Annotated in this window: 25 protein-coding genes and 2 tRNA genes; 10 read left to right on the forward strand and 17 right to left on the reverse strand. The window is 58.7% G+C overall.

Annotation, left to right across the window (positions count from 1 at the left end; all coding sequences use genetic code 11):
• Together CKALI_RS11385 and CKALI_RS11390 are read left to right on the forward strand one after the other, a co-directional pair.
• A complete protein-coding gene (locus CKALI_RS11385) occupies positions 1-363 on the forward strand; it encodes a hypothetical protein (protein ID WP_156193463.1) in 363 nt (120 codons plus the stop codon).
• A gap of 97 nt (positions 364-460) precedes the next feature.
• Positions 461-1,696 carry a tyrosine-type recombinase/integrase gene (locus CKALI_RS11390; RefSeq protein WP_156193464.1) on the forward strand — a complete coding sequence of 412 codons (1,236 nt, stop codon included), beginning with the start codon at positions 461-463 and terminating at the stop codon, positions 1,694-1,696.
• Positions 1,697-2,211: 515 nt separating this feature from the next.
• Here CKALI_RS11390 and CKALI_RS11395 read toward each other — a convergent pair.
• The 5 genes from CKALI_RS11395 to CKALI_RS11415 form a co-directional block, all read right to left on the reverse strand.
• Positions 2,212-2,928 carry a hypothetical protein gene (locus tag CKALI_RS11395; RefSeq protein WP_156193465.1) on the reverse strand — a complete coding sequence of 239 codons (717 nt, stop codon included), beginning with the start codon at positions 2,926-2,928 and terminating at the stop codon, positions 2,212-2,214.
• A gap of 2 nt (positions 2,929-2,930) precedes the next feature.
• Positions 2,931-3,560 (reverse strand): hypothetical protein, encoded by a 630-nt coding sequence (locus CKALI_RS11400; protein WP_156193466.1) that lies wholly within the window; start codon positions 3,558-3,560, stop codon positions 2,931-2,933.
• A complete protein-coding gene (locus CKALI_RS11405; RefSeq protein ID WP_197079703.1) occupies positions 3,550-4,377 on the reverse strand; it encodes a TIGR04255 family protein in 828 nt (275 codons plus the stop codon). The genes CKALI_RS11400 and CKALI_RS11405 overlap by 11 nt, the downstream gene beginning before the upstream one ends.
• Before the next feature lie 238 nt (positions 4,378-4,615).
• Positions 4,616-4,691 (reverse strand) — tRNA-Arg (locus CKALI_RS11410).
• Between the two features lie 44 nt (positions 4,692-4,735).
• Positions 4,736-4,820 (reverse strand) — tRNA-Ser (locus tag CKALI_RS11415).
• 210 nt (positions 4,821-5,030) lie between these two features.
• On the opposite strand from CKALI_RS11415, the gene aqpZ reads away from it, so the two are divergent.
• A complete protein-coding gene (gene aqpZ / locus CKALI_RS11420; RefSeq protein ID WP_231580468.1) occupies positions 5,031-5,774 on the forward strand; it encodes an aquaporin Z in 744 nt (247 codons plus the stop codon).
• A gap of 52 nt (positions 5,775-5,826) precedes the next feature.
• Here the strand turns inward: aqpZ and CKALI_RS11425 are convergent, their stop codons facing one another.
• The 4 genes from CKALI_RS11425 to CKALI_RS11440 all read right to left on the reverse strand — a co-directional run bounded on the left by CKALI_RS11425 (position 5,827) and on the right by CKALI_RS11440 (position 11,107).
• A complete protein-coding gene (locus CKALI_RS11425) occupies positions 5,827-6,732 on the reverse strand; it encodes a DUF5926 family protein (protein WP_156193468.1) in 906 nt (301 codons plus the stop codon).
• Positions 6,733-6,737: 5 nt separating this feature from the next.
• The gene (locus CKALI_RS11430) at positions 6,738-7,448 is read right to left on the reverse strand and encodes a glycerophosphodiester phosphodiesterase family protein (protein WP_156193469.1); all 711 of its coding nucleotides are present in this window, start codon (positions 7,446-7,448) and stop codon (positions 6,738-6,740) included.
• A 1-nt stretch (position 7,449) separates the two neighbouring features.
• Positions 7,450-9,285, reverse strand: coding sequence for a pyruvate kinase (locus CKALI_RS11435; RefSeq protein WP_156193470.1), 1,836 nt, complete (start codon positions 9,283-9,285; stop codon positions 7,450-7,452).
• A 79-nt stretch (positions 9,286-9,364) separates the two neighbouring features.
• Positions 9,365-11,107, reverse strand: coding sequence for an alkaline phosphatase D family protein (locus tag CKALI_RS11440; RefSeq protein WP_156193471.1), 1,743 nt, complete (start codon positions 11,105-11,107; stop codon positions 9,365-9,367).
• A gap of 170 nt (positions 11,108-11,277) precedes the next feature.
• Here CKALI_RS11440 and CKALI_RS11445 point away from each other — a divergent pair, with 170 nt between their 5' ends.
• The gene (locus CKALI_RS11445) at positions 11,278-11,598 is read left to right on the forward strand and encodes a histone-like nucleoid-structuring protein Lsr2 (RefSeq protein WP_156193472.1); all 321 of its coding nucleotides are present in this window, start codon (positions 11,278-11,280) and stop codon (positions 11,596-11,598) included.
• Here CKALI_RS11445 and CKALI_RS11450 read toward each other — a convergent pair.
• The gene (locus CKALI_RS11450; protein ID WP_156193473.1) at positions 11,595-12,233 is read right to left on the reverse strand and encodes a response regulator; all 639 of its coding nucleotides are present in this window, start codon (positions 12,231-12,233) and stop codon (positions 11,595-11,597) included. The two genes, CKALI_RS11445 and CKALI_RS11450, sit on opposite strands and share 4 nt — an antisense overlap.
• Positions 12,230-13,048 carry a sensor histidine kinase gene (locus tag CKALI_RS11455; protein ID WP_407643753.1) on the reverse strand — a complete coding sequence of 273 codons (819 nt, stop codon included), beginning with the start codon at positions 13,046-13,048 and terminating at the stop codon, positions 12,230-12,232. Before CKALI_RS11455 ends, CKALI_RS11450 begins: the two co-directional genes overlap by 4 nt.
• A gap of 390 nt (positions 13,049-13,438) precedes the next feature.
• Between CKALI_RS11455 and CKALI_RS11460 the strand changes: the two genes are divergently transcribed.
• Positions 13,439-13,993, forward strand: a complete 555-nt coding sequence (locus tag CKALI_RS11460) for a DUF2020 domain-containing protein (protein WP_156193474.1) — start codon at positions 13,439-13,441, stop codon at positions 13,991-13,993.
• On the opposite strand, the gene CKALI_RS12225 is transcribed toward CKALI_RS11460, so the two are convergent.
• Complete coding sequence (locus CKALI_RS12225) at positions 13,990-14,142, reverse strand: hypothetical protein (RefSeq protein ID WP_197079704.1); 153 nt, start codon at positions 14,140-14,142, stop codon at positions 13,990-13,992. The genes CKALI_RS11460 and CKALI_RS12225 overlap by 4 nt on opposite strands.
• A gap of 3 nt (positions 14,143-14,145) precedes the next feature.
• Complete coding sequence (locus CKALI_RS11465; protein WP_156193475.1) at positions 14,146-14,946, reverse strand: class E sortase; 801 nt, start codon at positions 14,944-14,946, stop codon at positions 14,146-14,148.
• A 112-nt stretch (positions 14,947-15,058) separates the two neighbouring features.
• On the opposite strand from CKALI_RS11465, the gene yidC reads away from it, so the two are divergent.
• Positions 15,059-16,204, forward strand: coding sequence for a membrane protein insertase YidC (yidC, locus tag CKALI_RS11470; RefSeq protein ID WP_156193476.1), 1,146 nt, complete (start codon positions 15,059-15,061; stop codon positions 16,202-16,204).
• On the opposite strand, the gene CKALI_RS11475 is transcribed toward yidC, so the two are convergent.
• The 4 genes from CKALI_RS11475 to CKALI_RS12230 form a co-directional block, all read right to left on the reverse strand.
• Entirely contained in the window at positions 16,192-16,815 is a 624-nt protein-coding gene (locus tag CKALI_RS11475; protein WP_231580572.1) for a TetR/AcrR family transcriptional regulator, read from the reverse strand. The genes yidC and CKALI_RS11475 overlap by 13 nt on opposite strands.
• Before the next feature lie 97 nt (positions 16,816-16,912).
• Entirely contained in the window at positions 16,913-17,176 is a 264-nt protein-coding gene (locus CKALI_RS11480; RefSeq protein WP_156193478.1) for a GlsB/YeaQ/YmgE family stress response membrane protein, read from the reverse strand.
• A gap of 201 nt (positions 17,177-17,377) precedes the next feature.
• Entirely contained in the window at positions 17,378-18,283 is a 906-nt protein-coding gene (locus tag CKALI_RS11485) for a universal stress protein (RefSeq protein WP_156193479.1), read from the reverse strand.
• A gap of 121 nt (positions 18,284-18,404) precedes the next feature.
• Positions 18,405-18,551 (reverse strand): hypothetical protein, encoded by a 147-nt coding sequence (locus tag CKALI_RS12230; protein WP_197079705.1) that lies wholly within the window; start codon positions 18,549-18,551, stop codon positions 18,405-18,407.
• On the opposite strand from CKALI_RS12230, the gene CKALI_RS11490 reads away from it, so the two are divergent.
• From CKALI_RS11490 to CKALI_RS11505, 4 genes are all read left to right on the forward strand, one after another.
• On the forward strand, positions 18,487-19,506 hold the full coding sequence (locus CKALI_RS11490; RefSeq protein ID WP_156193480.1) for a pseudouridine synthase: 1,020 nt from the start codon (positions 18,487-18,489) through the stop codon (positions 19,504-19,506). The genes CKALI_RS12230 and CKALI_RS11490 overlap by 65 nt on opposite strands.
• Before the next feature lie 86 nt (positions 19,507-19,592).
• Complete coding sequence (locus tag CKALI_RS11495; protein ID WP_156193481.1) at positions 19,593-20,324, forward strand: ABC transporter ATP-binding protein; 732 nt, start codon at positions 19,593-19,595, stop codon at positions 20,322-20,324.
• 4 nt (positions 20,325-20,328) lie between these two features.
• Complete coding sequence (locus tag CKALI_RS11500) at positions 20,329-22,887, forward strand: ABC transporter permease (RefSeq protein ID WP_156193482.1); 2,559 nt, start codon at positions 20,329-20,331, stop codon at positions 22,885-22,887.
• A 190-nt stretch (positions 22,888-23,077) separates the two neighbouring features.
• The gene (locus CKALI_RS11505) at positions 23,078-23,806 is read left to right on the forward strand and encodes an ABC transporter ATP-binding protein (protein ID WP_156193483.1); all 729 of its coding nucleotides are present in this window, start codon (positions 23,078-23,080) and stop codon (positions 23,804-23,806) included.
• Positions 23,807-23,808 lie beyond the last annotated feature (2 nt).

Genomic DNA, 23,808 nt, shown 5'->3' on the forward strand with positions numbered 1-23,808 from the left:
ATGACCGAGGACCGCTTCCGATGGTTCACCGAAGCGACTGCCGGAGACAGCCTCTCCGCAGTTGCCGAACGTTGTGGTCTCGATCGTGAAATGCTGCGATTGGAGTTTGTTGAAGACCGGGTCACTGCTGAGACTGTGATCGCAATCGCCAAAGAGTACAAAAATCGAACCACGATAGGGCTTGTCTTGTGCGGTCTCATCCCAAAGAGTGATGTCACCACCCCACTCTCGCGTGAGGAGCTGATTTCACTTGCCACGCTGGATGAAATCCTTGGGGAATTCACTCGAAGAGTCAAAAAGAACCCAGAACTAGCAAAAGAGTTGGTGCTCGAAATCGCCCGTTTGAGAGCCGAGAAGAACTAAACGAAAACAGCCCTCCACCTGTCAGCCGCCAAGCAAGTCAGGTGAAGGGCATTGCCCAGCCCTTTCTAAAGAACTAAGCAAGAAAGAAGTCTATCCCATGGCACACGTACGTGACCTTTGGACAAAACCCAACCCGGATAAAGCCGCGCGGAAGAAGCGGATCCCTAACGCGCGGTGGGGCGTCGGTAAGCGGTGGCAGGTTCGCTGGGAGGAAAACGGTGAGCCTGTCTCACAGGTCTTCGAGTATGAGGATGCTGCGATTGATTTCTGTGCTCGTGTGGAGGTCGGGCAGGCGGACGGTACGTGGATCACGAAGGCTAAGGCGGAGCTGACGCTGGAGGATATTTGGGAGCCGTGGTTGGCGACGAAGTCCAAGGCGTCAGCAAAGACCCGTAACGACTACGTGTCCCTGTGGAACGTGCATATTCAGCCGGTGTGGGGCGCAATGCGGTGCGGGGATATCCACAGGCCGGCAGTGACCGCGTGGCTACCCACCCTGACCACCATGAAAGGTGTGAAGGACGGGGACCCGCCGCGCCCGTTGGGTTCCTCGCAGGTGCGCAAAGCTGGGCAAATGATGAAGAGCCTGCTCGACATGGCCGACGAACTCGGGGCGATCAACAAAAACCCTTTGAAAAGCGGCGACGTCCCACGGCAGGCGAAGGCGGAGCGCCGCTACCTGAAGGTCTGGGAAATCGACGCCATCCTCAAGGCCGCACCCACCGACGCCGCGCGACTGCTGCTTAGGGTGCTGCTCATGACCGGCCTGCGCCCAGGCGAAGCAAAGGGACTCAAGGTGCGAGACCTCGACGTACAGCGCGGGCGCCTAGCGATCCGCCGTGACGTTGACGATCTCGGTCGCGTCGGCGACGTCAAAACCTACAAACACCGCGACGTCCCCATCGGAGGCCAAGTCCTAGAGCTACTGGCCACGGCCGCCAACGGACGCGACGATGACGCCTGGCTCGTACCCGACGAACACGGCGCCGTATGGACCACCGCACGCTGGCGCACCATCTGGGCAACAATCCTGATCCACACCGGTATCGGTGATCTCGACACCTACGAGCTCCGCCACACTGCCGCTAGTTTGGCGATCGCTGCCGGCGCTGACGTCAAGACCGTGCAGCTAATGCTCGGGCACAGCAGCGCCACAACGACACTCGACGTGTACGGCCACCTCTGGGAAGAAGGACTCGACTCGCTCCCCGGCGCGATGGACGCTCTCATGGAGCGGGAGCGTGAGCGCCTGGCGGCCGAGGCAGAGTCACGTGAAATGTCGGAGGCAGAGCGGCGACGGGCGCGGTTCAAGGTTGTTAGCAGCGCCAACTAAGATTGCGGAACGCTGTACCGCTCTGCATCTTGATAGAAAGCCTCGTCGTTGATTGTAATTGCGAGGTGAACTCCGCTTGCCGGATCGTCCTTTTCCAGGACCGCGAAATCGATTGCGCGGGTTGCTGAATTCGAGCTGTTTAGATCTCGAATACTCCAGTTCTGTACTCGGCTCGTAAGTACTGAGCCTGGCCACAGTGATGCAACTTGGGAACTAGCCCACGCCCATGCTTCTCGTCGTGATGAAAAGCCAGTTTTCCAGGCATAGGTCCTATACCGATCGTTTGGTAGCTGTTGAACGTAATCTTCAAGTAGCGCGATAAATGTCATGCTTCCAGTATGTGGGGCCCGATGGGAGCGAGGCAATAGCAAAGTGCCAACTTTTTGGAGCTACTGCTCCGAATACACGGAGCAGTAGCGTCGGGGTTGTACCCCTAGTATTCCTGGTTGGGCCGGTCGGCAGAAGCAGTCCCTCGGAGATGAGTGTAGGCAAAATGCGCGGACTCAACCAATGAGCTAAACGGTCGCTTTTCGCAATTCCTTGATATGAGAATTCATGTCTTTTCTGAGCTTTGATATCTCAGCTGGATCTTTGAGCTTATCCTGACGTCTTACCCCGTGAACCTTTTCACGCAACCAATTGATGCAGTTGCTCGTCTGCTCCGCAATTTCCTCCGAAGTTTCGGCATCCAACTCACTGCACCATGTCTCTATGAATTCTGTTTCATTTAGAAAGGAATTCACGGGTAGGTGAAACTTCTCGATCGGAACATACACCCTGGTCGAATAGTTCACCCATCGTTGCAGCAATATGTTTATCCCTGTTGGAGAAAGAATTGCAGTTCGGTCTTGCAAGGATGCTGTCGGGACTATATGCAGATCGTCAAAATGTACGATCCAATCCTCTCCGGTATCCAGTTCCTGCGCTAGATCAGGCAGGCACATCTTGGCGAAATTTCCCTCCCAATCACGTTGTTTCTTCCATGTCGGCCCCATCTTCAATTCTGCCACTAGCAGTTTTGGACGTATCTCCGTTCCTTTGACTCTCATCGAACAAGGATGCTGAAGCACTATAACTACTTTAGGTCCCTCTGAACCCTCTAGAAATACGTTTTCAAAAACATCGCCTGTCAGTATCGGTCGCCCTGCATAGATATCATCTTTAAGCGCCCAATACAGAACTTCTGAGTTGCATTTGTCCCCGACGATCGGAGAGTCAAATCTCTTATCCATGGCTACCCTTTTGGCCTAATAGAGTAGTTTCCGTCACTTTCCATGGTAACGACGAAATCGGAAGCAAACTCTTCACGCCACTGAGGATTGAACTTCGTCAAAATATCTTCCGGATCCTCTTGGCCATTGGCATAATCAAAAATCAAGTCGGTTCGCTGCGAAACATACAAATCAATTGGAGTAATGGGAGCACTATCTACGACCGGCATTTCAAACCAAGAGGCCACTTCAGTCACATAGTGAGTATTTTGAATGATATCTAAGGCCGCATTCAAAGCAGCAAGCTTTTGGCGGCTATCTGGAGATATTGACTGACCTTTTCGCCACTTTCGCACGGCGGGTACAGAAACTCCAACAAGCTGCGCGATATGGCGCCACGAAAATCCAAGTTCAACCAAGTTATCCAATAGATCGTAGGCAGGACTCTTCTTTAGTTCCGCAGTCTTCATCCTCCAGGCAGCTGCTTGTGCATCACCGTGAATTTTTTCTGCTTGCGTTCTAGCGAACCCGACCATTGACCTGTGATGACCTGCTCTCTCCGCAAGTTTGCTCATCTCAGAGAAAGGGTCGAAGTTGCCGACTTGAAAAGCATCACGTGGTCGCTCATTGGCTTGAGGTGAACTAAGACCCATTTTCCAGCACTTCCTTTCGAAGTTTTTCGGTTATCAAGCTTTCAAACACTTCTCTCACGGGCTTGTGCATTTCATCCATAAGGTCCAACATTGCGCTTTCAGCGAGCTGCCTTTGCACGTTTTGATCTACCGCTATGTCGAGGAGGAAATAAGGACCCGGGTTCGGTGTCAGCCTCTTGAAATTTTCAGAACCAGAAAACTCGTACCCTTCGGATGCTCCATATCGAAGTCTTAAGAATGCATCGGAACCTATTTGATAGGCCACTGCAGTTTGTCGCACCCCGTTTTCAAGCAGCAACCTCGAAAGTTCGGGTAGCTCCTGCAGCAAACTTTTAGCTACCCAATCACTCCATTTCACAGTGCCCTCCGCATCCAATGGAGCCCTAATCTCATCAAGGTAACGAATACCCATCCTGTTAACTTTCTGAACCTTGGATGAGGTAAAAACGATCGCCATCACCTTTGAAGTAAGTTCCCTAAGACTTTGGTAACCCTTGTAGTTAGTCGTTTCGAATACGCAGCTAGTTTCAAAAGTTCCGGGCGGATTAATCGGTGAACTAAAAATTGAACAGTGCGTTCTTCGGTCCCTACTAGACCAACGTGGCGAAGTTAGTTCTTCAAAGTTGGGTTCCTTTTCCTTGCTTGGATCGAATGCGAAGTGATGTCCCTTCATCTCGAACCGTTCAGGAAGAGTGTCCTTCAGAATGACTCCGATTTGAGCAAAGATCTCTTGTTCGATAGGACCCAAAGTTTGAAGCTCGATCTCAAAAGACACCAAAACTATCGGTGCATTTTGGTAAATCTTGGCAGCAGTCATACTAGCCATGTTAGCCCGAAATCAACTGAGAATGTAACTGAAACTGTAACTAGTTGCAAGTATTTACCAACTTCTAAGTTTCATGCCGCCACCCCCTTCGGCGTTCCCCCTATGTTCCCTCTGCGTTCCCTCAGCGTGCCGTCTTAGACTCAATGAGCAGCAACAACTCACAACAGCTACACTTACCCAGAAATGCGAAAAAGACCCAGGCAAACGGTATGTTTACCTGGGTCTTTGCTGGTGCGCCCGGAGGGATTCGAACCCCCAACCTTCTGATCCGTAGTCAGATGCTCTATCCGTTGAGCTACGGGCGCAAATTTCACCAGGCCCGGTGAAACCCCCACTTTAGGTGGGTGAGCGGAGATGACAGGATTTGAACCTGCGGTCCCCGGAGGGACAACTCCTTAGCAGGGAGCCCCATTCGGCCTCTCTGGCACATCTCCAGCAGTTATCACAGTTGTGAAAACCTTTAGCAATCCTACAGGGCTATGCATAATCTTCCAAAACGTCCACATCACCCGGCGAGATCGACCTAAACAGCATGCATAATGCACATAACGAACAGGTGACAAATTGGTATTCGAATGGGAAAGGTGCGCTAAGCGGGGTACGGTTTTGGACGGAAATACTGATATCTCAATTTTGGAGTAATCGTGCACTCTCAACTGTCCGCTCGCCTCTTCGCCGAGTTCCTCGGCACGTTCGTCCTCGTCTTCGGTGGCTGCGGTTCCGCAATCTTCGCGGCGCAGGTCCTTACCGATGACAAGGCCGTCAACATGGGCATCGGCTTCGTCGGCGTCTCCCTCGCATTCGGCCTCACCGTCCTAACCATGGCCTACGCAGTAGGCCACATCTCCGGCGGCCACTTCAACCCTGCAGTCACCCTCGGTGCTTTCTTGGCAGGCCGTATCGACGCCAAGAACGTCCTCCCTTACTGGGTTACCCAGCTGGTAGCTGGCGCTGTCGCTGGTGGCGTCCTGTACGTCATTGCTTCCGGCAAGGAGGGGTTCAATGCTGTGGAGTCCGGCTTCGCAACGAATGGCTACGGCGACCTATCCCCTAACGGATACTCCCTGATGGCTGTGCTGATCGCTGAGATCGTGCTGACCGCCATCTTCCTCTTCGTCATCCTCGGCTCCACCGACAAGCGCGCCCCACAGGGCTTCGCGCCGATCGCCATTGGCCTCGCGCTGACCCTGATCCACTTGATCTCTATCCCAATCTCCAACACCTCCGTCAACCCAGCCCGTTCCTTGGGCGTGGCGCTGTACGCAGGTTCCGAACCGCTGGCCCAGGTGTGGGCGTTCTTCGTCGCACCGCTCATCGGCGCAGCGATCGCTGGCGTAGCGTATAAGTTCGTCTTCCCAGACGAGACTGACGTGCTTCTCGAGCGCTAATTGCGCATAAAACATGCCCCCGACCTTCTGGCCGGGGGCATTATGCATGGTGCTAGCGGATCGTCACCTGTCGGGATTTGATGTTCTCGAGGGCGCGACGCGCATCAGCAGAGAGCTCTTCATCGGCTTCGATCGAGGCTGCGATCTTCTTGTCGAGCTTCTCCAGCAGCGGGCCGTAGGTGTCGTAGGCGACATCGACAGGCAGGTCCCAGACCGGAACGGCAATGCCGTGGGTGCGGAAAACACCGGCGAACTTGGTGCCTTCGCCAAGGTCAAGGGCGCCGGCTGCGGAGATGCGTGCGAGGGCGCGCATGAGCTTGTCTTCGTCGTCGGTGCGGACCCAGCGGATGTGTGCCTTGTCGCCTGGGTCGATCCACCAGGCGACGCCGTCGAAGGAGCCGGTGACCTGGCGGGACGGCATGATGGTGTCGTTGGCGGCTTGCAGGGACTGAGCGGTCGCTGGGTCCAGGGACGCATCGGCTGGTAGCCACCAGTTGAAGTCTTCGCGAGCTTCGACGGTCAGGGGGCCGGTGGCGTCGAGAAGCGTGTCGAGCGCCGGCTGGGTGCCATCAGCCGCGGTGGAGGCCAGGGTGGCGCCCGGCGTGGCGTCCTTTGCCCACGCGAGGGCGAACGCGAGGTCGCGACCTGGGTTGTGGGTGTGGGACTGGGTTTGCAGGGCCACGAAGGCGGTGCCGTCGTCCCAGACCATCGCGCCGGCTGCGCCGGGGAGAACGGTGGCGACGTAGACGTCGCGGTCGAAGCCCGTCACAGGGAGCTTCGCGAGGGCGGAAGGGACGAACTCCTGGAGAGCGACCAGGTCGGCCTCCATTGCGAGGCCGCCGTATGGGCGTGGGTCGCGATCGAGGGCGGCACGTTCGGCAGCGCGGGCGGCGAGCTTTGCTTGTCGACGGCTCATGCCCTCCGGCAGCTGCTCGTCATTCTTCTTCTTTTTAGCCATGCTCCTTAAGATACCGTGCGCAGCGCCAACTCCGGGTAATTGGTCGCGAGCATGTCCACGCCGTGTTCCTGAGCCCACAACATGTCGGCCGGGTCATCGACGGTCCACAAGTAGGTGCGTTCGTATTCTTGCAATTCTGCGGGGTTCGCCTTCGCAGCTTCGATGGACATGCCCAGGCCCATGGGCTGGCACCAGCGGGCGGCAGTTTTCCAGGACAGCGAGGGCTTGTCGTCGCGAAGCAAGATGCGGTCGAGCTGCGGCGCTAGGTTCTGGATGTTCCGGATGGCGAGTGGGGCGAAGGAGATGAAGTGCATGCGCGGGTCGTCAAGCAACCCTGCATAACGCAGTCGTACCACGATTTGTTCTTCCACCATTTTGCCGTAGCGGCTCGGGTGCTTGGCCTCGATGTAGAGGTGCCGATCCGGGTATTCCTGCATCAATTCCAGGAGCGAGTCCAGCAGCAGCGGCTCCTGCGGCGACTCCGCGGTGCCGAAGTTGAATTCGCGCAACTGTGCATAATGCATGTTTTCCACGCGACCGGTGCCGTTGGAGACGCGTTCGATGTTTGAGTCGTGTACACAGACGAGCTGGCCGTCGCGGGTGAGGCGGACGTCGCATTCGACGGCAGGTGCGCCGAGTGCCAGCGCCGATTCAAAAGCGATTTGGGTCAGTTCGGGGTGCGCCCCGGAATCTCCTCGATGAGCGATGATCTGCATGTTAGTTGTCCCAGCTGTGGATGTGGCGCAGCAGCATGCGGTTCTTGCGCTGGGAGCGGCCAAGGCGACGGGACAGGTGGTTGAGAATTTCGATGGCGTCGGTGATGTGCGGGCCCTTGTTGAGCATGACGGCTTCGGCGCGGAGCGCGAATGCGGCGTCGGTCATTTCAGCGCGGGATGGCAGGCCGTTCTTGGCCATGTTTTCGAGGATCTGGGTGCCCACGATCACTGGGATGTGTGCGGACTCGGCGACCATGAGGATTTGGCCCGGGACCTCGGTCATGCGGTCGAAGCCGAGCTCGACGGCGAGGTCGCCGCGGGCGATCATGATGCCGAAGTTCGGGTGACGCATGCCTTCGAGGAGGATATCGGAGATGTTCTCGTACGCCGGGACCGTTTCGATCTTCAGCACGAGACCGAGGTCGCGAACCCGCTGGCCGAGCTCTGGAGATTCTGCCTCAAACTTCTCCGCGATGCGCCCGAGCACGCTGAGTACGTGCTGGACGTCCTCGACACTGCGGATGAAGGAAATCGCGGCGATGTTGGCATGACGCGCAACGAACTCGAGGTGCTCCTCATCCTCTGGGGTGAGGGAGGCCAGCGGCAGGTAGGTGTCCGGCAAGTTGATGCCCTTGTGCGCTGCAAGCTTCACGCCGCCTTCCTTCGCGCGGGTGATCTCGAGGACGGCGTCATTGTCACGCTTCTCGACAACCACTGCTGCGATGGCACCGTCGTCGAAAAGCACATTGTGCCCGACCTCCAGGGCGTGGATGGCCTCCGGGAGGGAGCAGGAGATGCGGGAGGTTCGGCCGGGCTCGATGGTGCAGATGACGTCGTCGGCGGTGAGGATCAGCTGGTCACCGACGTGCATACGCAGCGCCTGCACGACGTTCGGGATGCCGTGCGCGCGGGTGCGCTCGTAATCGCACTCCATGAGCGTGCCTTCGGCGATGTAAGCGTTGCGGTCGCCCTCCGCGAGGACGGCGCCATCGCGCTTTTCGACGACCACGAACTCCCGCTTGGAACCACGGGTGTCATGCAGCGTGATCACGCTGTTTTCCTGCAGGCCCTCGAGCCACTGCTGATTCACGGTGACCGGTAGGGCTGGTCGGCCCTCGAACTCAGGGGCAGGCTGGCCATCGACGGTCAGCCACAGCTTGGACTTGGTGAGCACCTTGCCAGCATCATCGCGGGTGACGCGGGCGCGACCGACGGCTGGGCCCGGCGCGATCTCGCCGGTACGGATCTTCGGGCCGGCCAGGTCCATGTTGACGCGAACCTCGCGACCAGCTTCGTCGGCGGCGCGGTGGACATTGTCGATCATGCGCAGCCAGACGTCGGTGCCGTCGTGGGCGCAGTTGATGCGGGCAACATCCATGCCAGAGTCGACGAAGGACTTGACCATCTCGTAGTCGTCAGCAGCCTCGGACGGCAGGGTCACCATGATGCGCGACGGGGTGTTCTCGTCGGTTGGGCCGAGCAGGGTTTCGGTGTGCGCCTCGAGGATTTCATCGGCCTCGGCGAAGCTACGAGCGATGTCGCCCAGGTCGTATGGGGCGCCGCAGCCCTCCATGAGACCAACCACGTTGCGGGCAGCCTCCAGCTTGGCCTTCACACCGGTCTCGATGGTGGACATGCGGGTCACGCCGAGGTCGGTCAGACGGGCCTGGAGACGGCGCAAGTCCTGAGTGCGCAAGTGCTTATAATGCACCAGGTTGAGCGCACCAGCGCGGTGCGTCTGTGCAACACGATTGACTTGATCGCGTCGCTCCCAAGCGAAATCAGCAATGCCTTTGAGCAGCGAATCAATCTCCGGAACGAGTGGTGTCTGAGCCATGTTTATTCCAACCTTTTATCGTGCGTGGTGAACAAGAGTATTGTGCCCGCTTTTGCATAATTCGGCAGCGCGAGTGTTGTTATGCAGTGATTTCTACGGTTGCGCCGTTAAACCGCGCGGTGCGTGCGGGCGCTATTGGCGAGCCTGCGGTGGTGACTTCTTCGACCCGCAAGTAGGTCATGCTGACGTGCGCGCGGGTGATGGAGACGAGGCCGTAGCCGTGGGCGTCGAGGTCGACGTGTTTGACGGCTGGGTTGGCGCGCAGCAGGTGTGCTTCGGCCTGGGTGCTGGGTTGGGAGTCGATGGGAAGGCCGAGGGCGTCGTCGATGTTGGGGGCGGACACCGAGGTACAGACGAGTTCGGCGGCGACGGTGCGCCCGCCCGCCTCAAGTTCGGTGGCCCATTCGGAGTGGATGTCACCGGCGAGGAAGACGGTGCCGGAGTCTGGGTGCTGTTCGGCGCGCTTAGTCAGTACTGACATCAGGCGAGCACGGTCGGCCATGTAGCCGTCCCATTGGTCGAGGTTGTAGGGCAGGCCGTCGCAGTCGGCGCCGATGAGCTTGCGAACGGCGTCGCCCATGCGGGTATCCATGTTGACCAGCGACACCGGGGACACCATGACGGACGTGCCCACAATGTTCCAGCGGGTCTCCGGGCGTTCGAGCTTGCGTTGCAGCCAGTCAAACTGTTCTGCGCCCATGATGGTGCGCCCATCTTCCAAGGACCGCTTGACGTTGAGGGTTTCTGGTTTGTCTCGGTAGCTGCGCAGGTCAAGCATGGTGAGCTCGGCGAGGGTGCCGAAACGCAGCGACCGGTAAATATGCCCGCCTTGCGTCGGCGCTAGCCCGCGCACCGGCAGCCATTCGAGGTAGGCCTGCATTGCCGACGCCCGGCGCTGCTCCCAGTCACCGTGCCAGCCGGTGTGCGCGGGTGCTCCGTGCTCCCAGGCGTTGTTGGCGATTTCGTGGTCGTCCCACATCACGACCCACGGGGCGGCCGCATGCGCAGCCTGCAGCTCGTAGTCGCGGCGGTAGCGACCGTAGCGGGCACGGTAGTCGGAGAGGCTGACGATTTCCCAGGTGGGTTCGTGGGTACGAACCACACCGTATTTTCCGGCGTAGAGGCCGGAGGCGTACTCGTAGATGTAGTCACCTAGGTGCACGACGACGTCGATGTCGCCGTCGGCGGCGCGGCGGGCGATATCCGAGTAGGCGGCGAAATAGCCGGATTCGAAATTGGCGCAGGAGCAAACCGCTAAGTTCAGCTGGTCAGGGGTGTCATTCGGAGCCGGCGCAGTCTTGGTACGGCCGATGGGTGCGGTCACGCCGTCGAATTTTCCGCCGACGATACTGAACCGGTAGAAGTACTCGGTGCCAGGATTCAGGCCCCAGGGTTCCACGTGGAGGGTGTGGTCGCGCTCTGCGGTGGTGGTTTCTTCTCCGGTTTTCACGATCTCCGTGAATTCAACATCCGTGGCGATTTCCCAGCGCAGGCGCACTGGTAACCCTTTGCTGGAACCGGGAACGGCTTCAGGGCTCGGGGTGACCCGGGTCCAGAGCACGACGCTGTGTGGCAGCGGATCACCGGAGGCAACTCCGTGCATGAACGGGCGAAACTCGGCCGGATTGAGGGCATCAGGTTCGTGGCGCTCGCGGAGGTCACGGTCAATGAGATCGGCGAAATTGCCGGCGTTTGCCGTATTGAGTGAACCTGGCAGGAGTGTGAGAGCACCGACTCCCATGGTTCCGCGCAGGAAGTTACGGCGACTGACGCGCTGGAATGGCTGTAGTGCCGTACGCGCGATGTCACCAAAAGAGCCCATAACCCAAGATCATGGGCGGTCAGAACGCCTAGCGCCACCGCTGGAAACAGATTTCATGGAGCGTTAACTCACTGTTTTCCCAAGAAGCTTTTAAAAATCATTTGTTGTAAATACCGAAAATACCGTTTATTATCGGTGTTAATTCTCAAACTATTAAAAGGAGTTCTATCATGGCACGCCGTGAAGTAATTCAATTTTTCGATGATCTAGATAATTCCCCACTAACTCAGGATGAAGTGAATGTAATTAAGTTCTCCGTGAATGGAAATAATTACATCATTGATCTTTCGGCGAAAAACGCCGCAAAGTTTGAAGCGGCTTTGCAGCCTTATGTAAAGGTGGCCCGAAAGGATACCGGCACCGCCCGGAAAACGACTAATTCCCCGGACCCTAAGCTCATTCGCGAATGGGCAAAGTCCCAGGGAATTGAAGTAGCGGCGCGCGGCAAGCTATCCAACGAGATTATCGAAAAGTACCTAGCAGCCCACTAGAGGTAACCGAGTTCCCGCGCAGATGCCACGGCAGACGTGCGGGAACGCACACCGAGCTTGTCATAGATATGCACCAGGTGAGACTTCACTGTTGCCTCGGACAGCTCCAGATTAAAACCGATCACCCGGTTCGAGTGGCCATCAGCAACCAGCGTCAGAACCTGCAGCTCACGAGGAGTGAGCGCAACCTGCGGCGTTTCTTCCCGCGTCATCAGCCGATCGGCCACCACAGCCGACATCGCAGTATCGCCGCAGGATGCGGAGCGCACCGCCGCGATAAGTTCTTTCGGTGGCGCGTCCTTGAGCAAATATCCCACGGCGCCAGCCTCGATGGCACCGAGGATGTCAGCATCGGTGTCGTAATTGGTCACCATCAACACGTGTGGTGGATTCGGTACGGTGCGGCGGATTTCCGCGGTCGCGTCAGCTCCGGTAGCCACCTTGCGTCCCGCCTCACCAGCGCCGAAGCGCAGGTCCATCAGGATAAGATCAATGCCCCCAGCCTGGGCAGCCATAATGGCTTCCTCGGCGGTTGAGGCCTCCCCTACGATCGAAATGTCCGGCTCGGCTTCCAGGACGGCGCGCAGTCCAAGGCGAACGATTTCATGGTCGTCGGCAAGCAGAATGCGAATCATGCGTCTGAGTCTACCGTCGGGATCGCGACGCTCACCGCAGTGCCCAGCCCAGGTGTCGATTCCACGGTGAGGTCACCCCCCACTTCGGCGGCGCGGGAATGCATCGCAGCTAAACCGATGTGCCCCAGCCCTGCGGGCCGCTCGGACACCTCCTCCGGATTAAAGCCCGCGCCGTGGTCGACCACATCCAGCCGCACCTCGTCCGGTTCAAAAGTCAAGGTCAGCTTCGCGCGCCCCGCGCCCGAGTGCTTTTCGACGTTCCCCATCGCCCCTTGCGCAATGCGCAGCAGCGTCGCCTCAACCCGCATCGGCAGTGGACGGGACGCCCCTTCGACAGTGACCGCAACCTCGGGGACGGCGCTGGATTCGGCGATGCGGTGCAGCGCGCCCTCCAGCGACGCCTGCTCTAGGGCAGCCGGCTGCAGGGCCGCGATCATGGCCCTGGCCTCGCTCAAGTTGTCGGCGGCCGTGGTCCGCGCCAGGCCAATGTGCTTGATGGCATTGTCAGCATCACCCGAACTGACTTCTTGTTCAGCCACATGCAACAACATCTGAATACTGGACAGGCCTTGCGCGAGCGTGTCATGGATTTCGTGGGCGATGCGCTGGCGTTCGGCCACCATTCCAGCCTTGCGTTCAGTGGTTGCCAGCTGGTGGCGAGTGGCTAGCAGTTCTCGGAAGAGCTGCTCGCGGTCGAGGTGGGCGAGCCAGAGGCGTCGAAAAGCGAAGAAGATCGCGATGGTGACGAGGGCGGCGAGCACAGGCCCTACCACGCTGCCCGGCGAAAATTGCGGATAATTACCGAATATCGCCACAACCGTCGCACCAATAACAGCTGTAATTCCTCTATAGTCCGGAAATGCATTGAGGTAAAGAAAGAATAATGGAAATACCAGATATACCGCCAATGGCTGAATAGGCAACATTACGACCCATAAAACCGTCAGCACCATAAGCCACACAAATACCGGCCATGTCGGCGCATTATCGAGGAAAAAGGTGCCCCAGTAGTACACCGCCGCGAAACCAAACAGCAGCCCCAAAACCAGGAACTTCTGAACGCCGTTCGTTAGCACCGACGCGCCCACACCAATGAGCAATATCCCGAACAAAATGTCCACGCTTCGGCGGAGCGTTTCCGCCCCCGGCATGGCAGCTGTGTCCATTTCTGTTTCCATCACGCACCTAGCTTAGGCTTAAGAGTTATGAGAACCATTCTTCCCGCTCTCGTCGCCGTTTGTGCTCTTTCTGCGTGCACCACGAGCACCACGTCGGACCCCACGCCTTCTTCTACTTCCATGGTGGCACCCGCAGTAGCCGGCGACCAGGGCTTGCCTTTCGACGCCATGCCCGACATCCCCACCGGCCGGAACGAACTCGTGCCCTGCCCGTACTTGGATTCCCAATGGGTAGCCGACACGAATGGCCAGCGCGTCCTCGGCTCCGGCATCGACGAACGCTTCGACCACCCAGCCTGTGTGTTCTGGTCCTACGCGGAAGAAGAGCAGCTCACCGTCATGGTACGCACCATGGCCAGCGAGTCCGACGCGGAACAAGTGGTGAACTGGGCAGCGCCGATCGACACCACCGAGCCAGCTGACTTGCCGGCTGGTTGGATGGGTGGCCGCCTCGGCTCACCGGGACGTTCCCTCTACGCGGTGTACAAGGACAATAAGGCCGTCGTGGTGTTCACCAACCAGGATCAGTCGCTGAAGGCGCAATTGGTGGCCGAGGAGACCATTAAGAATCTTGGCCTTTAGACTGCGACTTCCTGGTATGGCATGAGCGTGGAGATGTACGGGAAGACAACCTCCATGAGCAGGAAGAAAATACCCACGAGTAGGGCGAGGCAGATGAGCGCCTTCACAAACGTGGGGCCAGGAAGCATGCGCCAGAACAGTCCATACATGGCTTAATTCTCCTCAAATTCAGCGGGACGGTTCGAGCCGGTTTTCGGTTCCGACCGTACCTTCATGGCGTGCACAATCATGCGCTCGGCGTTGGAAAACTGGGGGTGGCAGGTAGTCATGGTCATCACGGACTGCATATCCGGAGCAACCTCGGTCACTTCGGTTTCCGGGACCGGGTGGACCACGCTGTAATCGCCTGGCAGGGTGATGTGGCGTCCTTCCACCGCTGCGTATCGGCCTGAAGTGATGTCCTCGATTTGTTCCTTGGTGAAGCACTGCTCGGCCGCCGCTCGCCGTTGCTCGCCCTGCAGGTCGATTGGCAAGATGCGGTAAACATCCCAGCTGCTGCGAGTCTCCACAATCACTGCGTCGCACACCTCAAGGTTGCCGAGGTCATTGAACGGCGCGCCCTTGCCGACGCGGTGGCCAGCGATGGCGAAGTTGCCAGGCTGACCGGGCATTTGGGAATCCGTGTAGCGACCCGGGCCTTTAAGCAAATCCGCATCCGACGTGCCCTCAACGATGGCGAAGGCAAAGTCCGATCCGAACGCAGGAATATACATGCGGGCAAAAGCCTCACCAAGCTCCGGGGCTTTCTTCGCGCGTGGGTTCACTTTTTGGCCCCACTCATCATCCAGCGCCTGCGACGCCTGATTCTGCTGCTTGCCGGCTTCTACGTTGGTCCAATAGGACTCGTAGAAAGCGAAGGCGAACAGCAGCACGCTGACGGTGATGAACAGTTCACCAATGACCTGGGTGAAGGTCACCTTGCGGGCGGCCCCGCCATGTTTCGCTGCGCTCATACAGGTCATACTATCCAGGGGAAAGGGGGATGGCTATTTTCTTATCCTTCCCGTGGACTAAAGTTGGGGCGGTTAGCAGTCCACTCCCGCTCTTTGAAGGATTCCCCGGCCGATGATCGAGTTCATGATTTACCCCGTGTCAGCGATCATGAAGTTCTGGCACTACCTGCTCGCTTCGGTATTCGGAGTCGATCCCTCCCTCGCATGGCTGCTCTCCATATTCGGGCTCGTCTTCACGGTTCGTTCGATTATCGCTCCATTGACCTGGATGCAAATGAAGTCCGGGCGCAAAGGACAATTGATCCAGCCGAAGCTCAAGGCGCTGCAAAAGGAGTTTGAATCGCGTACCGACGCCGATGCCTTTAAATGGCTTCAGTCGCAGCGCAAGGAGCTTCACAAAGAGCACTCTTACAGCCCACTGGCCGGCTGCGCCCCCGCCTTCATCCAGTTTCCCGTGTTCATCGGCCTGTACCAGGTGTTGCTGCGCATGGCGCGCCCAGCCGAGGGTCTCGATGCCGCGCACCACCCAATCGGTTTCCTCTCCCCCACGGATGTGGCCGAATTCCTGCAGGTGAAGTTCCTGGACGTGCCGCTGCCTGCCTACATTGCGATGACCCCAGAACGTCTGGCGGAACTGGGCACTACCAAGGAAATGGCGATCGGTGTCATCACTCCGCTCGTCCTCGCTGCCTGCGTGTTCACTATCATCAACATGGCCTTTTCAACCTGGCGCGGGTACCGGACCCTCGACTGGCATTCATCGTTCGCGGTGGGTTTGACCCGCTTTCTCGCATCTTTTGTGGTGCTGGTTCCGATCTTGCTGCTGGTATCCGCATTCACCGCCCCGCTCCCACTGGCGATCATGCTGTATTGGTTCGGTGGCAACCTCTGGTCAATGGGCCAGTTCTTCGTCTTCACTTGGCATTTGGAGCGCACCCAGCCTCTGACCGAAGAGTTCATCGCTATGCGCGAAGAGAGCAAGGCAGACTTCAAGGTCAAGCAAAAAGCACTGAAGGCTCACAAGCGCGCCGTGCGCAAGCACCGAGCGCTCATGTTGCTCCAGCCGCACAAATTCAGTACGCACCGCCAGACAATCGCCGAGGCCAAGGCACGCAGGCGGGAGGAGCGCCGGGAGCTAACCAAGGACAAGCGTGAGAACGCGAAGTTGCGTCGAGAAGCGGAGAAGCAGCAGCGGGCTGAAAAGCGCGCGGCCAAGCAAGCTGAGAAAGAGCAAGCGGAGAAAGATCAGATGGAGTAATCAGCGGGCGGCGCGGAGATGAGCTCGTCGGCGAGCTGGCGGGCCGTCTGCAGTGGTTGCACCGACTGGGTCAGCGTGCTGCCTGCCAGTCCGCCCTCGAGGAATACCAGGATCTGATCGGCTAGAGATTCGCCGGGAAAGCCATTGAGCTCGGTGAGGAGTGCGCTGAGGGTGTCGTGGCACCAGCGACGATGCTCCATCGCGGCGGCAACGATCTTCCGCTCCTGATCGGACTCAGCACGCGGGTATTCAGTCGCTGCATTGAGAAAATGGGAGCCGCGGAACCCCTTAGCGGGCTCCTCCTCGATGCACTGATCGAAAAAAGCGAGGATCTTGTCCTTCGGCTGAGACATCTTTGCGGTGCGAGCCGCCCAGTCCTCGCGCCACAGCTGGTCGGTCTGCTCAACGTACGCCACGACCAGGGCATCCTTCGAACCGAACAACGAATACAAGGATGCCTTCGCGACATCCGCCTCACGCAAGATGCGGTCAATGCCGATCACGCGGATGCCTTCGGTGGTGAACAGGTTGGTCGCGCTGGCTAGCAGTCGTTCGCGGGGGCTCGGGCGCCCTTTTCGACGCCCACTCGCCTTAGCCTTCGCCTCGACCACAACAACCTCCCTCAAACAGACCAGTTTGTCCATATCATAACGCACAAAAACGGGCTGGTTCGAAACAACCGAACCAGCCCGCCTTGTTTTTGAAGTTTTACTTCTTAGCGCGCATGAAGAAGCCCACGATAGCGAGCAGTACAACTGCGCCAATCAGGCAGGTCAGGAAGCTCATGATAACGCCCTGGCCCTCCAGTGGCTGACCGAAGAAGCTAAGCAGCCAGCCGCCAAGCAGACCACCAACGATACCAACGACAACGTTAAGGAACAGACCCATCTGAGCATCGGTGCCCATGATCTTAGAAGCAATCCAGCCTGCGAGGCCGCCGATGATGATCCAACCAATAATTCCAAATGCCATTTTAATCACTCCATTACTTGTTCAAATGTCAACTTGCTCTTCCCACCGTAGGCGAGTTGGGCACAGTAAGCGAGAATTAGCACCCTTGATACTTAATTAGAAACAGGTCTGTTACAGGCCCGTAACCTTTTTAAGGAGCTACTTAGGCAATGCAAAAGCCCCCTACCCAGAACTTGGGGCAGGGGGCTGAAACAGGAGGACTTAAGCGATGTCTTCCTCGGTTGGGCGAACGACCATCATTGGGCATGGCGCAGACTGGAGTAGCGCGCGGGAGGTGGAGCCAAGGAGCATGCCCTTGAATCCGCCCCTACCGTGCGAGCCCACGACCAGGAGTTGCGCGCCCTCAGCGGCGTCGCAAAGCGCGCGCACTGGGCGGTCGCGAGTGACGATCTTCTTTACTACTACGTTCGGGTACTGCTCTTGGAACCCGGCGAGGCGCTCGGCGAGCAGCACGTGCTGCTCTTCCTCCACTACCTTCCACTGCTGCTGAGCAGCGGCCAGACCTGCGAGCGAAGCCTGGACCTGCATATCCATCCAGGTGTGGACGGCGTGCAGTTCTGCGCCACGGGCGGCAGCCTCAGCAAAGGCGTACTCGGTCGCCTTCTCGGAGACAGCGGAACCATCGATACCAACCACAATCGGACCGTACTTAGTGGACTCATCCACGTGGTTATCCTCGCGGACCACCACGACCGGGCAATCTGCGTGCGACACCACAGCAGCGGATACCGAGCCCATCACCATGCCGGACAGGCCACCGAGGCCACGAGAACCCATGACGATCATGGTTGCTGTCTTGGACATATCGAGCAGCATGTCAATGGGGCTGCCTTCAGCGATAGTGTGGCCGATCTTGAGTTCTGGGGCCACCTCGAGGGCGATTCCACGAGCCTCCTCGATCTTCTCGAGGGTCTCGGCTTGGAGGTCATCGTAGATCTCCTGTGGCGGCACCATTCCCTCCGCATAGAGGAACTGTGGCATGGCATAGGAGGATGCCAGGCGAAGCGGAATTTCCCGCTTCATGGCGGTATTAGCTGCCCAACGCACTGCGACCTTGGAGGCCTCGGAGCCATCGACCGCGACTACGACAATGTTTTCTCTCGACATGTGGGTCTCTCCTTCAAACACGCCTGACGCGCGCTGCTATTGATAAATCCTCATGGTGCATAAGGATTTCTAGATACCAGTCTACGCTGTCAGAACCTGTTTAGGCAGTGGTTCTAACCAATTACGCGGGTAGGTCGACGGGACGTGCTGCTTCCGCGTTAGCTGGGTAGATAAGTGCGTAAATAACACGCATGACATTTGCGATGATTTCGCCAATACCATGGCTGAAGAAGTCGAGAACCGGAGTCATGATTGAATTGATATCCATGGGGAACAGAATACAGCCACTGCCGGTGCGAGATGGACTAAATCCCTCCCGAGTCCGGTTCCCCAACGACGCTCCGGCAATGACCGCCCGCGAGTTTGTCGCACATCTCATCACAACGCAGCGCTACGTTCATCCGGACGATAACGACGCTGCCCTCGATAAACGCTTCGCGGACAACGAAGTCGTCGACCAGCGCGGCACGCCATTCCAACCGGATCAGCTCCTCAAAAGCGGCCAAGACATCTGGTTTTATCGCGTCCCAGCCCCCGAATTGGAAGTGCCACACGAGATTGGGATCATCCATGAGGATGCGGAGCTGTTGGTCGTCGATAAGCCCCCATTTTTGGCCACCTTCCCGCGCGGCAGCCACATCACCGAATCCGTGCTGGTGCGCATGCGTCGCCAGACCGGCAACCAGGCCCTGTCCCCCGCGCATCGGCTTGATCGCCTGACCTCGGGAGTGCTCGTGCTGACCAAGCGCCCGGAGATTCGCGGCGCTTATCAGGAGCTGTTTGCCCGGCGCGAGGTGGACAAGGTGTACGAGGCGATTGCGGACGTCAATCCGGCGATCACGCCCGGCACCGTCTGGGAGCACCGGATGGAAAAGGAGCGCGGCGAGTTCAAAACGCGCATCGTCGCCGGGCCGGTCAATGCGCGCACCGAGGTCAACGCGGTCACGCTTATCGACGCCACCGAACACACCACCCTCGAGGCCATGCATGGCCCCTTGGGGCCGCAAGCTCGATACGAGCTGCACCCGCTGACGGGCCGGACGCACCAGCTGCGGCTGCACATGTTTCTGGCTGGATCCCCGATCCTTGGCGATCCGGTGTACCCGGACGTGCTTCCACTGGAGGCGGAGGACTTTGGGGTGCCGATGCATTTGCTGTCGCGCCGCTTGAGTTTCATTGATCCGCTGAGTGGTGAGCCTCGCGAGTTCGTCTCAAAAATATGATCTTTCTTGGGAACTTATGCCGCCGCTGGCAGAGTTAACTAGAGTGACGATTGTTTACTAATTACCCAAACCGAAAAGGATCTCTGATGGCCGACATCGCCGCGCATGCGGAAGAACTTGTCAAACAGTACGGCACTGGCGAAGCAGCGGTACGCGCCCTGGACGGCGTGTCCATCCAGTTCGAAAAGGGCAAGTTCACAGCCATCATGGGCCCATCAGGATCGGGTAAGTCCACCCTCATGCACTGCATGGCCGGCCTAGATGCCCCTACCGGCGGCCGCACCTACATCGGTGAGACTGAGCTGTCCCAGATGAAGGACAAGGATTTGACCGCGCTGCGCCGCGACCGACTCGGTTTCGTATTCCAGTCTTTCAACCTCGTACCGACCCTGAACGCCCGCGAAAATATCACCCTGCCGGTAGATATCGCTGGTCGCAAGGTCGATGAAGCCTGGTTCGAGGAGGTGACCAACCGCCTTGGCCTGACGTCGCGCCTGAGCCACCGCCCCTCCGAGCTCTCTGGTGGCCAGCAGCAGCGCGTGGCCGTGGCCCGCGCGCTGATCTCCCGTCCCGACATCATTTTCGGTGATGAGCCAACCGGCAACCTGGACTCCAACTCCTCCGCTGAGGTACTGAACATTCTCCGCACTTCCGTCGATGACCTGGGCCAGACCGTCGTGATCGTCACCCACGACCCGAAGGCTGCGTCCTACGCAGACCGCGTGGTCTTTCTGGCTGACGGCAAGCTCGTAGACGAGCTGCTCGAGCCAACCACGGAAAAGATCCTGAGCGTGATGGCTCGCATCGAGGAGCGATAAGCGCATGGCAAGTAATGCAATGCGCACGATTTCCCTGCGCAATATCGCAAGTCACAAGGTCAGGCTATTCCTGACCATCCTGTCCGTCGTGCTTGGCACCGCGTTCATCGCCGGTTCTTCCATGATGACAACATCGCTGAAGAACAGCATGGACTCTTTGCTCACTACTGCGTTTGACGATGTCGATGTCGTCATGATGCCGGGCAAGGACTCCCCACTGGGTGTCCCGATGGCGGACGTTCAAAAACTCCGCGAGCGCCCTGACGCGCAGAGCGTGGACATTTCGGCGCAGCAAGCATCTGTGGTGATCACTGGCTCTGACGGCAAGCCACTGCAAACCGGTGCTGCCCCGGCCCAAGCCTTCGCTGTTGCGCCCGGCGAAAGCTTCGCCACCGGCGTGACCCTGGCGGAAGGCACAAAGCCCGAGGCTGAGAACGAAATCGCGCTGAACCCCGGCGCGATGAAGAAGGGCGACCTAAAAGTGGGCGACACCACCACCGTGGTCACCCCGCACGGCAAGACGGAAATGAAGGTGGTCGGTACTTTCGATGCCGAGGTAGTCACCGACTCCATGGTGGGCGTTGCCTTCACCGAGGCCGACTTCCTCAAGCACTTCACGGACGGCGAGCACGTTCAGCTGGTCACGATCGGCCTGAATGACGGCGCCAACGCCGATACCGTGCGCACCGAACTCCAGCAGCAATACCCGGGCGTCACCATCGAAACCGGCCAATCGCTAGTCGAGCAAACCACTAAGCTCATCTCTCAAGGCCTGTCCTTTGTGAACTACATCCTCTGGGCTTTCGCCGGCATCGCTCTGCTCGTGGGAACTTTCATCATTTCCAACACTTTCGCCATGATCGTCGCCCAGCGCGGCCGTGAACTCGCGCTGCTGCGTGCGGTCGGTGCCTCCCGCGGCCAGATCACCCGCTCGGTAGTCTTCGAGGCGATCGTCGTGGGCCTCATCGGCTCTATCATCGGCATCTTCGCCGGCATGGGCCTGGTCAAGATCTTGTTCGCTCTCATGGGCTCGCAAGGCATGCCGCTTCCCGACGGCGGACTGGGCCTCGACGCCAAGTCCATCCTGGTCCCGCTCGGCGTAGGCATCGTGATCACCGTCCTCTCCGCCTGGGCGCCCGCTCAGCGCGCGGGTGCCACGCATCCGGTGCAGGCGATGCGTTCCGGCGACCAGTCCAGCAATAATTCTCTGCTCATCCGCACCGTGTTCGGTTGTCTGGCTCTTGCTGTCGGCATTGGTCTGGCTCTTCTCGGCTCACTCAATTCCGATTTGGGTGGCATGACTACCCGCATGAGCACTATCGGCACGGGCGCTTTCCTGGTGGTCATCGGGCTGTGGCTCGCCGGCCCGGCTTTTGCAGGTCCGCTAGTGGGCGGTTTGGGCCGCATCGTGGGCGCTCCGTTCGGCGCGGTCGGCAAGTTGGCTGCAACGAACTCGCAGCGCAATCCGCGCCGCACCGCTGCCACTGCCTTCGCTCTCACCCTGGGCCTGATGATGGTGTCCTCCATCGGCATGCTGGGCGCCACCATGCGCGACTCCATGGCCGACATGATCGACGACTCCATCAACGCCGACTACGTCCTCACCGGCTCCGCGGGCGGCGCCATCGGTGTGCCTAAGGACGTGCCTGAGGTAGTCGCCGGAGTGGACGGAGTCGAATCCGTCACCACCACCTACGCGGCGCCGATGCTGCTCGGTGGCAAGCCGATGAGCGACTCCATGGGCGCACCGAATATGAAGGTGGTGCGGGGCGACATCTCCAAGGCAATCAAGATCGAGCTTATCGACGGCACCCTCGACCTACCGGAAAACGAGCCCGGCGTGATCATCGCCGAATCCACCGCAGAGACTTTTGACCTGAAGGTCGGCTCGAATGTCACCCTGACTTCCCTGTCAGGCGGCCAGGCGAAGGCACCTGTGAAGGGCATCTATAAGCAGAATTCCACTGTCGGCCGCGCCCTCGCCTCTTATGAGTCCGCGAGAGAAATCAACGAAGAGCAAAGCATTCAGATCGACAGCATCTTCGTCTCCGCTGGCGGTCACTCGGAACAGATGCGCACCAAGCTCCAAGATGCCACTGCCTCCCACCTTGTCGTGGGTGTGAAGGACAAGAACGAGTACATCGGAGAGACCACCAGCGTGATCAATCAGATGCTCTCCATCCTCTATGCGCTGCTGGGACTGTCCGTGGTTGTTGCGATCCTCGGCATCGTCAACACCCTGGCGCTTTCCGTGATCGAGCGTCGCCAAGAAGTGGGTATGCTCCGCGCCGTCGGCACGCAGCGTGGCCAGATCCGACGCATGATTTACATCGAATCTGCCGTCATCGCCTTCTACGGTGCTTTGCTCGGTGCCGCCGTTGGTCTCGGCATCGGTTGGGCTTTCATCCACGCCCTCTCCGGCGAAGGCATGGACTCGGTGGTTGTCCCGTGGGGTCAAGTCGCAGCTATGCTCGGCGCCTCGATCCTCGTCGGCATCATTGCTGCTGTCTGGCCAGGTCACAAGGCGGCTAGGACGAAGCCGCTGGAGGCTATTACGGACTAGCTCCCGCTTAAGAAGAATTCACCCGTGGTTGTGCCCAACCATGGGTGAATTTTTTTCGCTCAACCAACCCCGAAAGCGCTCAGGGTTCCCCCTGAAAAACCACTGATCTCCTGCGCGAACTCTTACTTCTTTCCTGGTATCGGGCAATACTAAAGGTGAGAAGAAAAGAAACACCTAACAAGGAGCAGCTATGGAGACCGCAGCACGAGCAGTAAACCTGGTCAAGCAGTACGGAAGTGGCACCAACATTGTCCACGCCCTCGACGATGTCTCAGTTGAATTCGCAAAAGGACAATTCACCGCCATCATGGGCCCATCCGGCTCAGGTAAGTCCACCCTCATGCACTGCATGGCAGGTCTTGACGCCATGACCACTGGACAAGCACTTATCGGCGACACAGACCTTGCCACGCTGAAAGACAAGGAGCTCACCAAGCTCCGACGCGATCGGCTGGGATTCGTCTTCCAGTATTTCAATCTGGTGCCGACCCTAAATGCCGAAGAGAACATCACCTTGCCGTTGAGTATTGCGGGCAAGGGCGTCGATAAGGCGTGGTTCGACGAAGTCACCACCCGCCTGGGCCTGACCGACCGCCTGAAGCACCGTCCCGCCGAGCTCTCTGGTGGTCAGCAGCAGCGCGTGGCCATCGCACGCGCACTGATCTCCCGCCCCGACCTGATTTTCGGCGATGAGCCCACCGGCAACCTGGACTCCAACGCGTCCAAGGAAGTGCTGGACATTCTGCGCGCGGCTGTGGATGAAATGGGACAGACTGTGGTGATCGTGACGCACGATGCCAAGGCAGCGTCCTACGCAGACCGCGTCGTGTTCCTTGCGGACGGCAAACTCGTCCGCGAACTGCTGGACCCGACGACCGAAGACATCCTGCAGGTCATGGGCGAAATGGAAGGCGCCTAAGT

The sequence above is a fragment of the Corynebacterium kalinowskii genome (assembly GCF_009734385.1).
Taxonomy (GTDB): Bacteria; Actinomycetota; Actinomycetes; order Mycobacteriales; family Mycobacteriaceae; genus Corynebacterium; species Corynebacterium kalinowskii.

What these genes read in the sequence shown, in the direction of transcription:
- CKALI_RS11385 (WP_156193463.1), top strand. Translation starts at nt 1, where the DNA reads ATGACCGAGGACCGCTTCCGATGGTTCACCGAAGCGACTGCCGGAGAC.
- CKALI_RS11390 (WP_156193464.1), top strand. Translation starts at nt 461, where the DNA reads ATGGCACACGTACGTGACCTTTGGACAAAACCCAACCCGGATAAAGCC.
- CKALI_RS11395 (WP_156193465.1), bottom strand. Translation starts at nt 2,928, where the DNA reads ATGGATAAGAGATTTGACTCTCCGATCGTCGGGGACAAATGCAACTCA.
- CKALI_RS11400 (WP_156193466.1), bottom strand. Translation starts at nt 3,560, where the DNA reads ATGGGTCTTAGTTCACCTCAAGCCAATGAGCGACCACGTGATGCTTTT.
- CKALI_RS11405 (WP_197079703.1), bottom strand. Translation starts at nt 4,377, where the DNA reads ATGACTGCTGCCAAGATTTACCAAAATGCACCGATAGTTTTGGTGTCT.
- CKALI_RS11425 (WP_156193468.1), bottom strand. Translation starts at nt 6,732, where the DNA reads ATGGCTAAAAAGAAGAAGAATGACGAGCAGCTGCCGGAGGGCATGAGC.
- CKALI_RS11430 (WP_156193469.1), bottom strand. Translation starts at nt 7,448, where the DNA reads ATGCAGATCATCGCTCATCGAGGAGATTCCGGGGCGCACCCCGAACTG.
- CKALI_RS11435 (WP_156193470.1), bottom strand. Translation starts at nt 9,285, where the DNA reads ATGGCTCAGACACCACTCGTTCCGGAGATTGATTCGCTGCTCAAAGGC.
- CKALI_RS11440 (WP_156193471.1), bottom strand. Translation starts at nt 11,107, where the DNA reads ATGGGCTCTTTTGGTGACATCGCGCGTACGGCACTACAGCCATTCCAG.
- CKALI_RS11445 (WP_156193472.1), top strand. Translation starts at nt 11,278, where the DNA reads ATGGCACGCCGTGAAGTAATTCAATTTTTCGATGATCTAGATAATTCC.
- CKALI_RS11450 (WP_156193473.1), bottom strand. Translation starts at nt 12,233, where the DNA reads ATGATTCGCATTCTGCTTGCCGACGACCATGAAATCGTTCGCCTTGGA.
- CKALI_RS11460 (WP_156193474.1), top strand. Translation starts at nt 13,439, where the DNA reads ATGAGAACCATTCTTCCCGCTCTCGTCGCCGTTTGTGCTCTTTCTGCG.
- CKALI_RS12225 (WP_197079704.1), bottom strand. Translation starts at nt 14,142, where the DNA reads ATGTATGGACTGTTCTGGCGCATGCTTCCTGGCCCCACGTTTGTGAAG.
- CKALI_RS11465 (WP_156193475.1), bottom strand. Translation starts at nt 14,946, where the DNA reads ATGAGCGCAGCGAAACATGGCGGGGCCGCCCGCAAGGTGACCTTCACC.
- yidC (WP_156193476.1), top strand. Translation starts at nt 15,059, where the DNA reads ATGATCGAGTTCATGATTTACCCCGTGTCAGCGATCATGAAGTTCTGG.
- CKALI_RS11480 (WP_156193478.1), bottom strand. Translation starts at nt 17,176, where the DNA reads ATGGCATTTGGAATTATTGGTTGGATCATCATCGGCGGCCTCGCAGGC.
- CKALI_RS11485 (WP_156193479.1), bottom strand. Translation starts at nt 18,283, where the DNA reads ATGTCGAGAGAAAACATTGTCGTAGTCGCGGTCGATGGCTCCGAGGCC.
- CKALI_RS11490 (WP_156193480.1), top strand. Translation starts at nt 18,487, where the DNA reads ATGATTTCGCCAATACCATGGCTGAAGAAGTCGAGAACCGGAGTCATG.
- CKALI_RS12230 (WP_197079705.1), bottom strand. Translation starts at nt 18,551, where the DNA reads ATGGATATCAATTCAATCATGACTCCGGTTCTCGACTTCTTCAGCCAT.
- CKALI_RS11495 (WP_156193481.1), top strand. Translation starts at nt 19,593, where the DNA reads ATGGCCGACATCGCCGCGCATGCGGAAGAACTTGTCAAACAGTACGGC.
- CKALI_RS11500 (WP_156193482.1), top strand. Translation starts at nt 20,329, where the DNA reads ATGGCAAGTAATGCAATGCGCACGATTTCCCTGCGCAATATCGCAAGT.
- CKALI_RS11505 (WP_156193483.1), top strand. Translation starts at nt 23,078, where the DNA reads ATGGAGACCGCAGCACGAGCAGTAAACCTGGTCAAGCAGTACGGAAGT.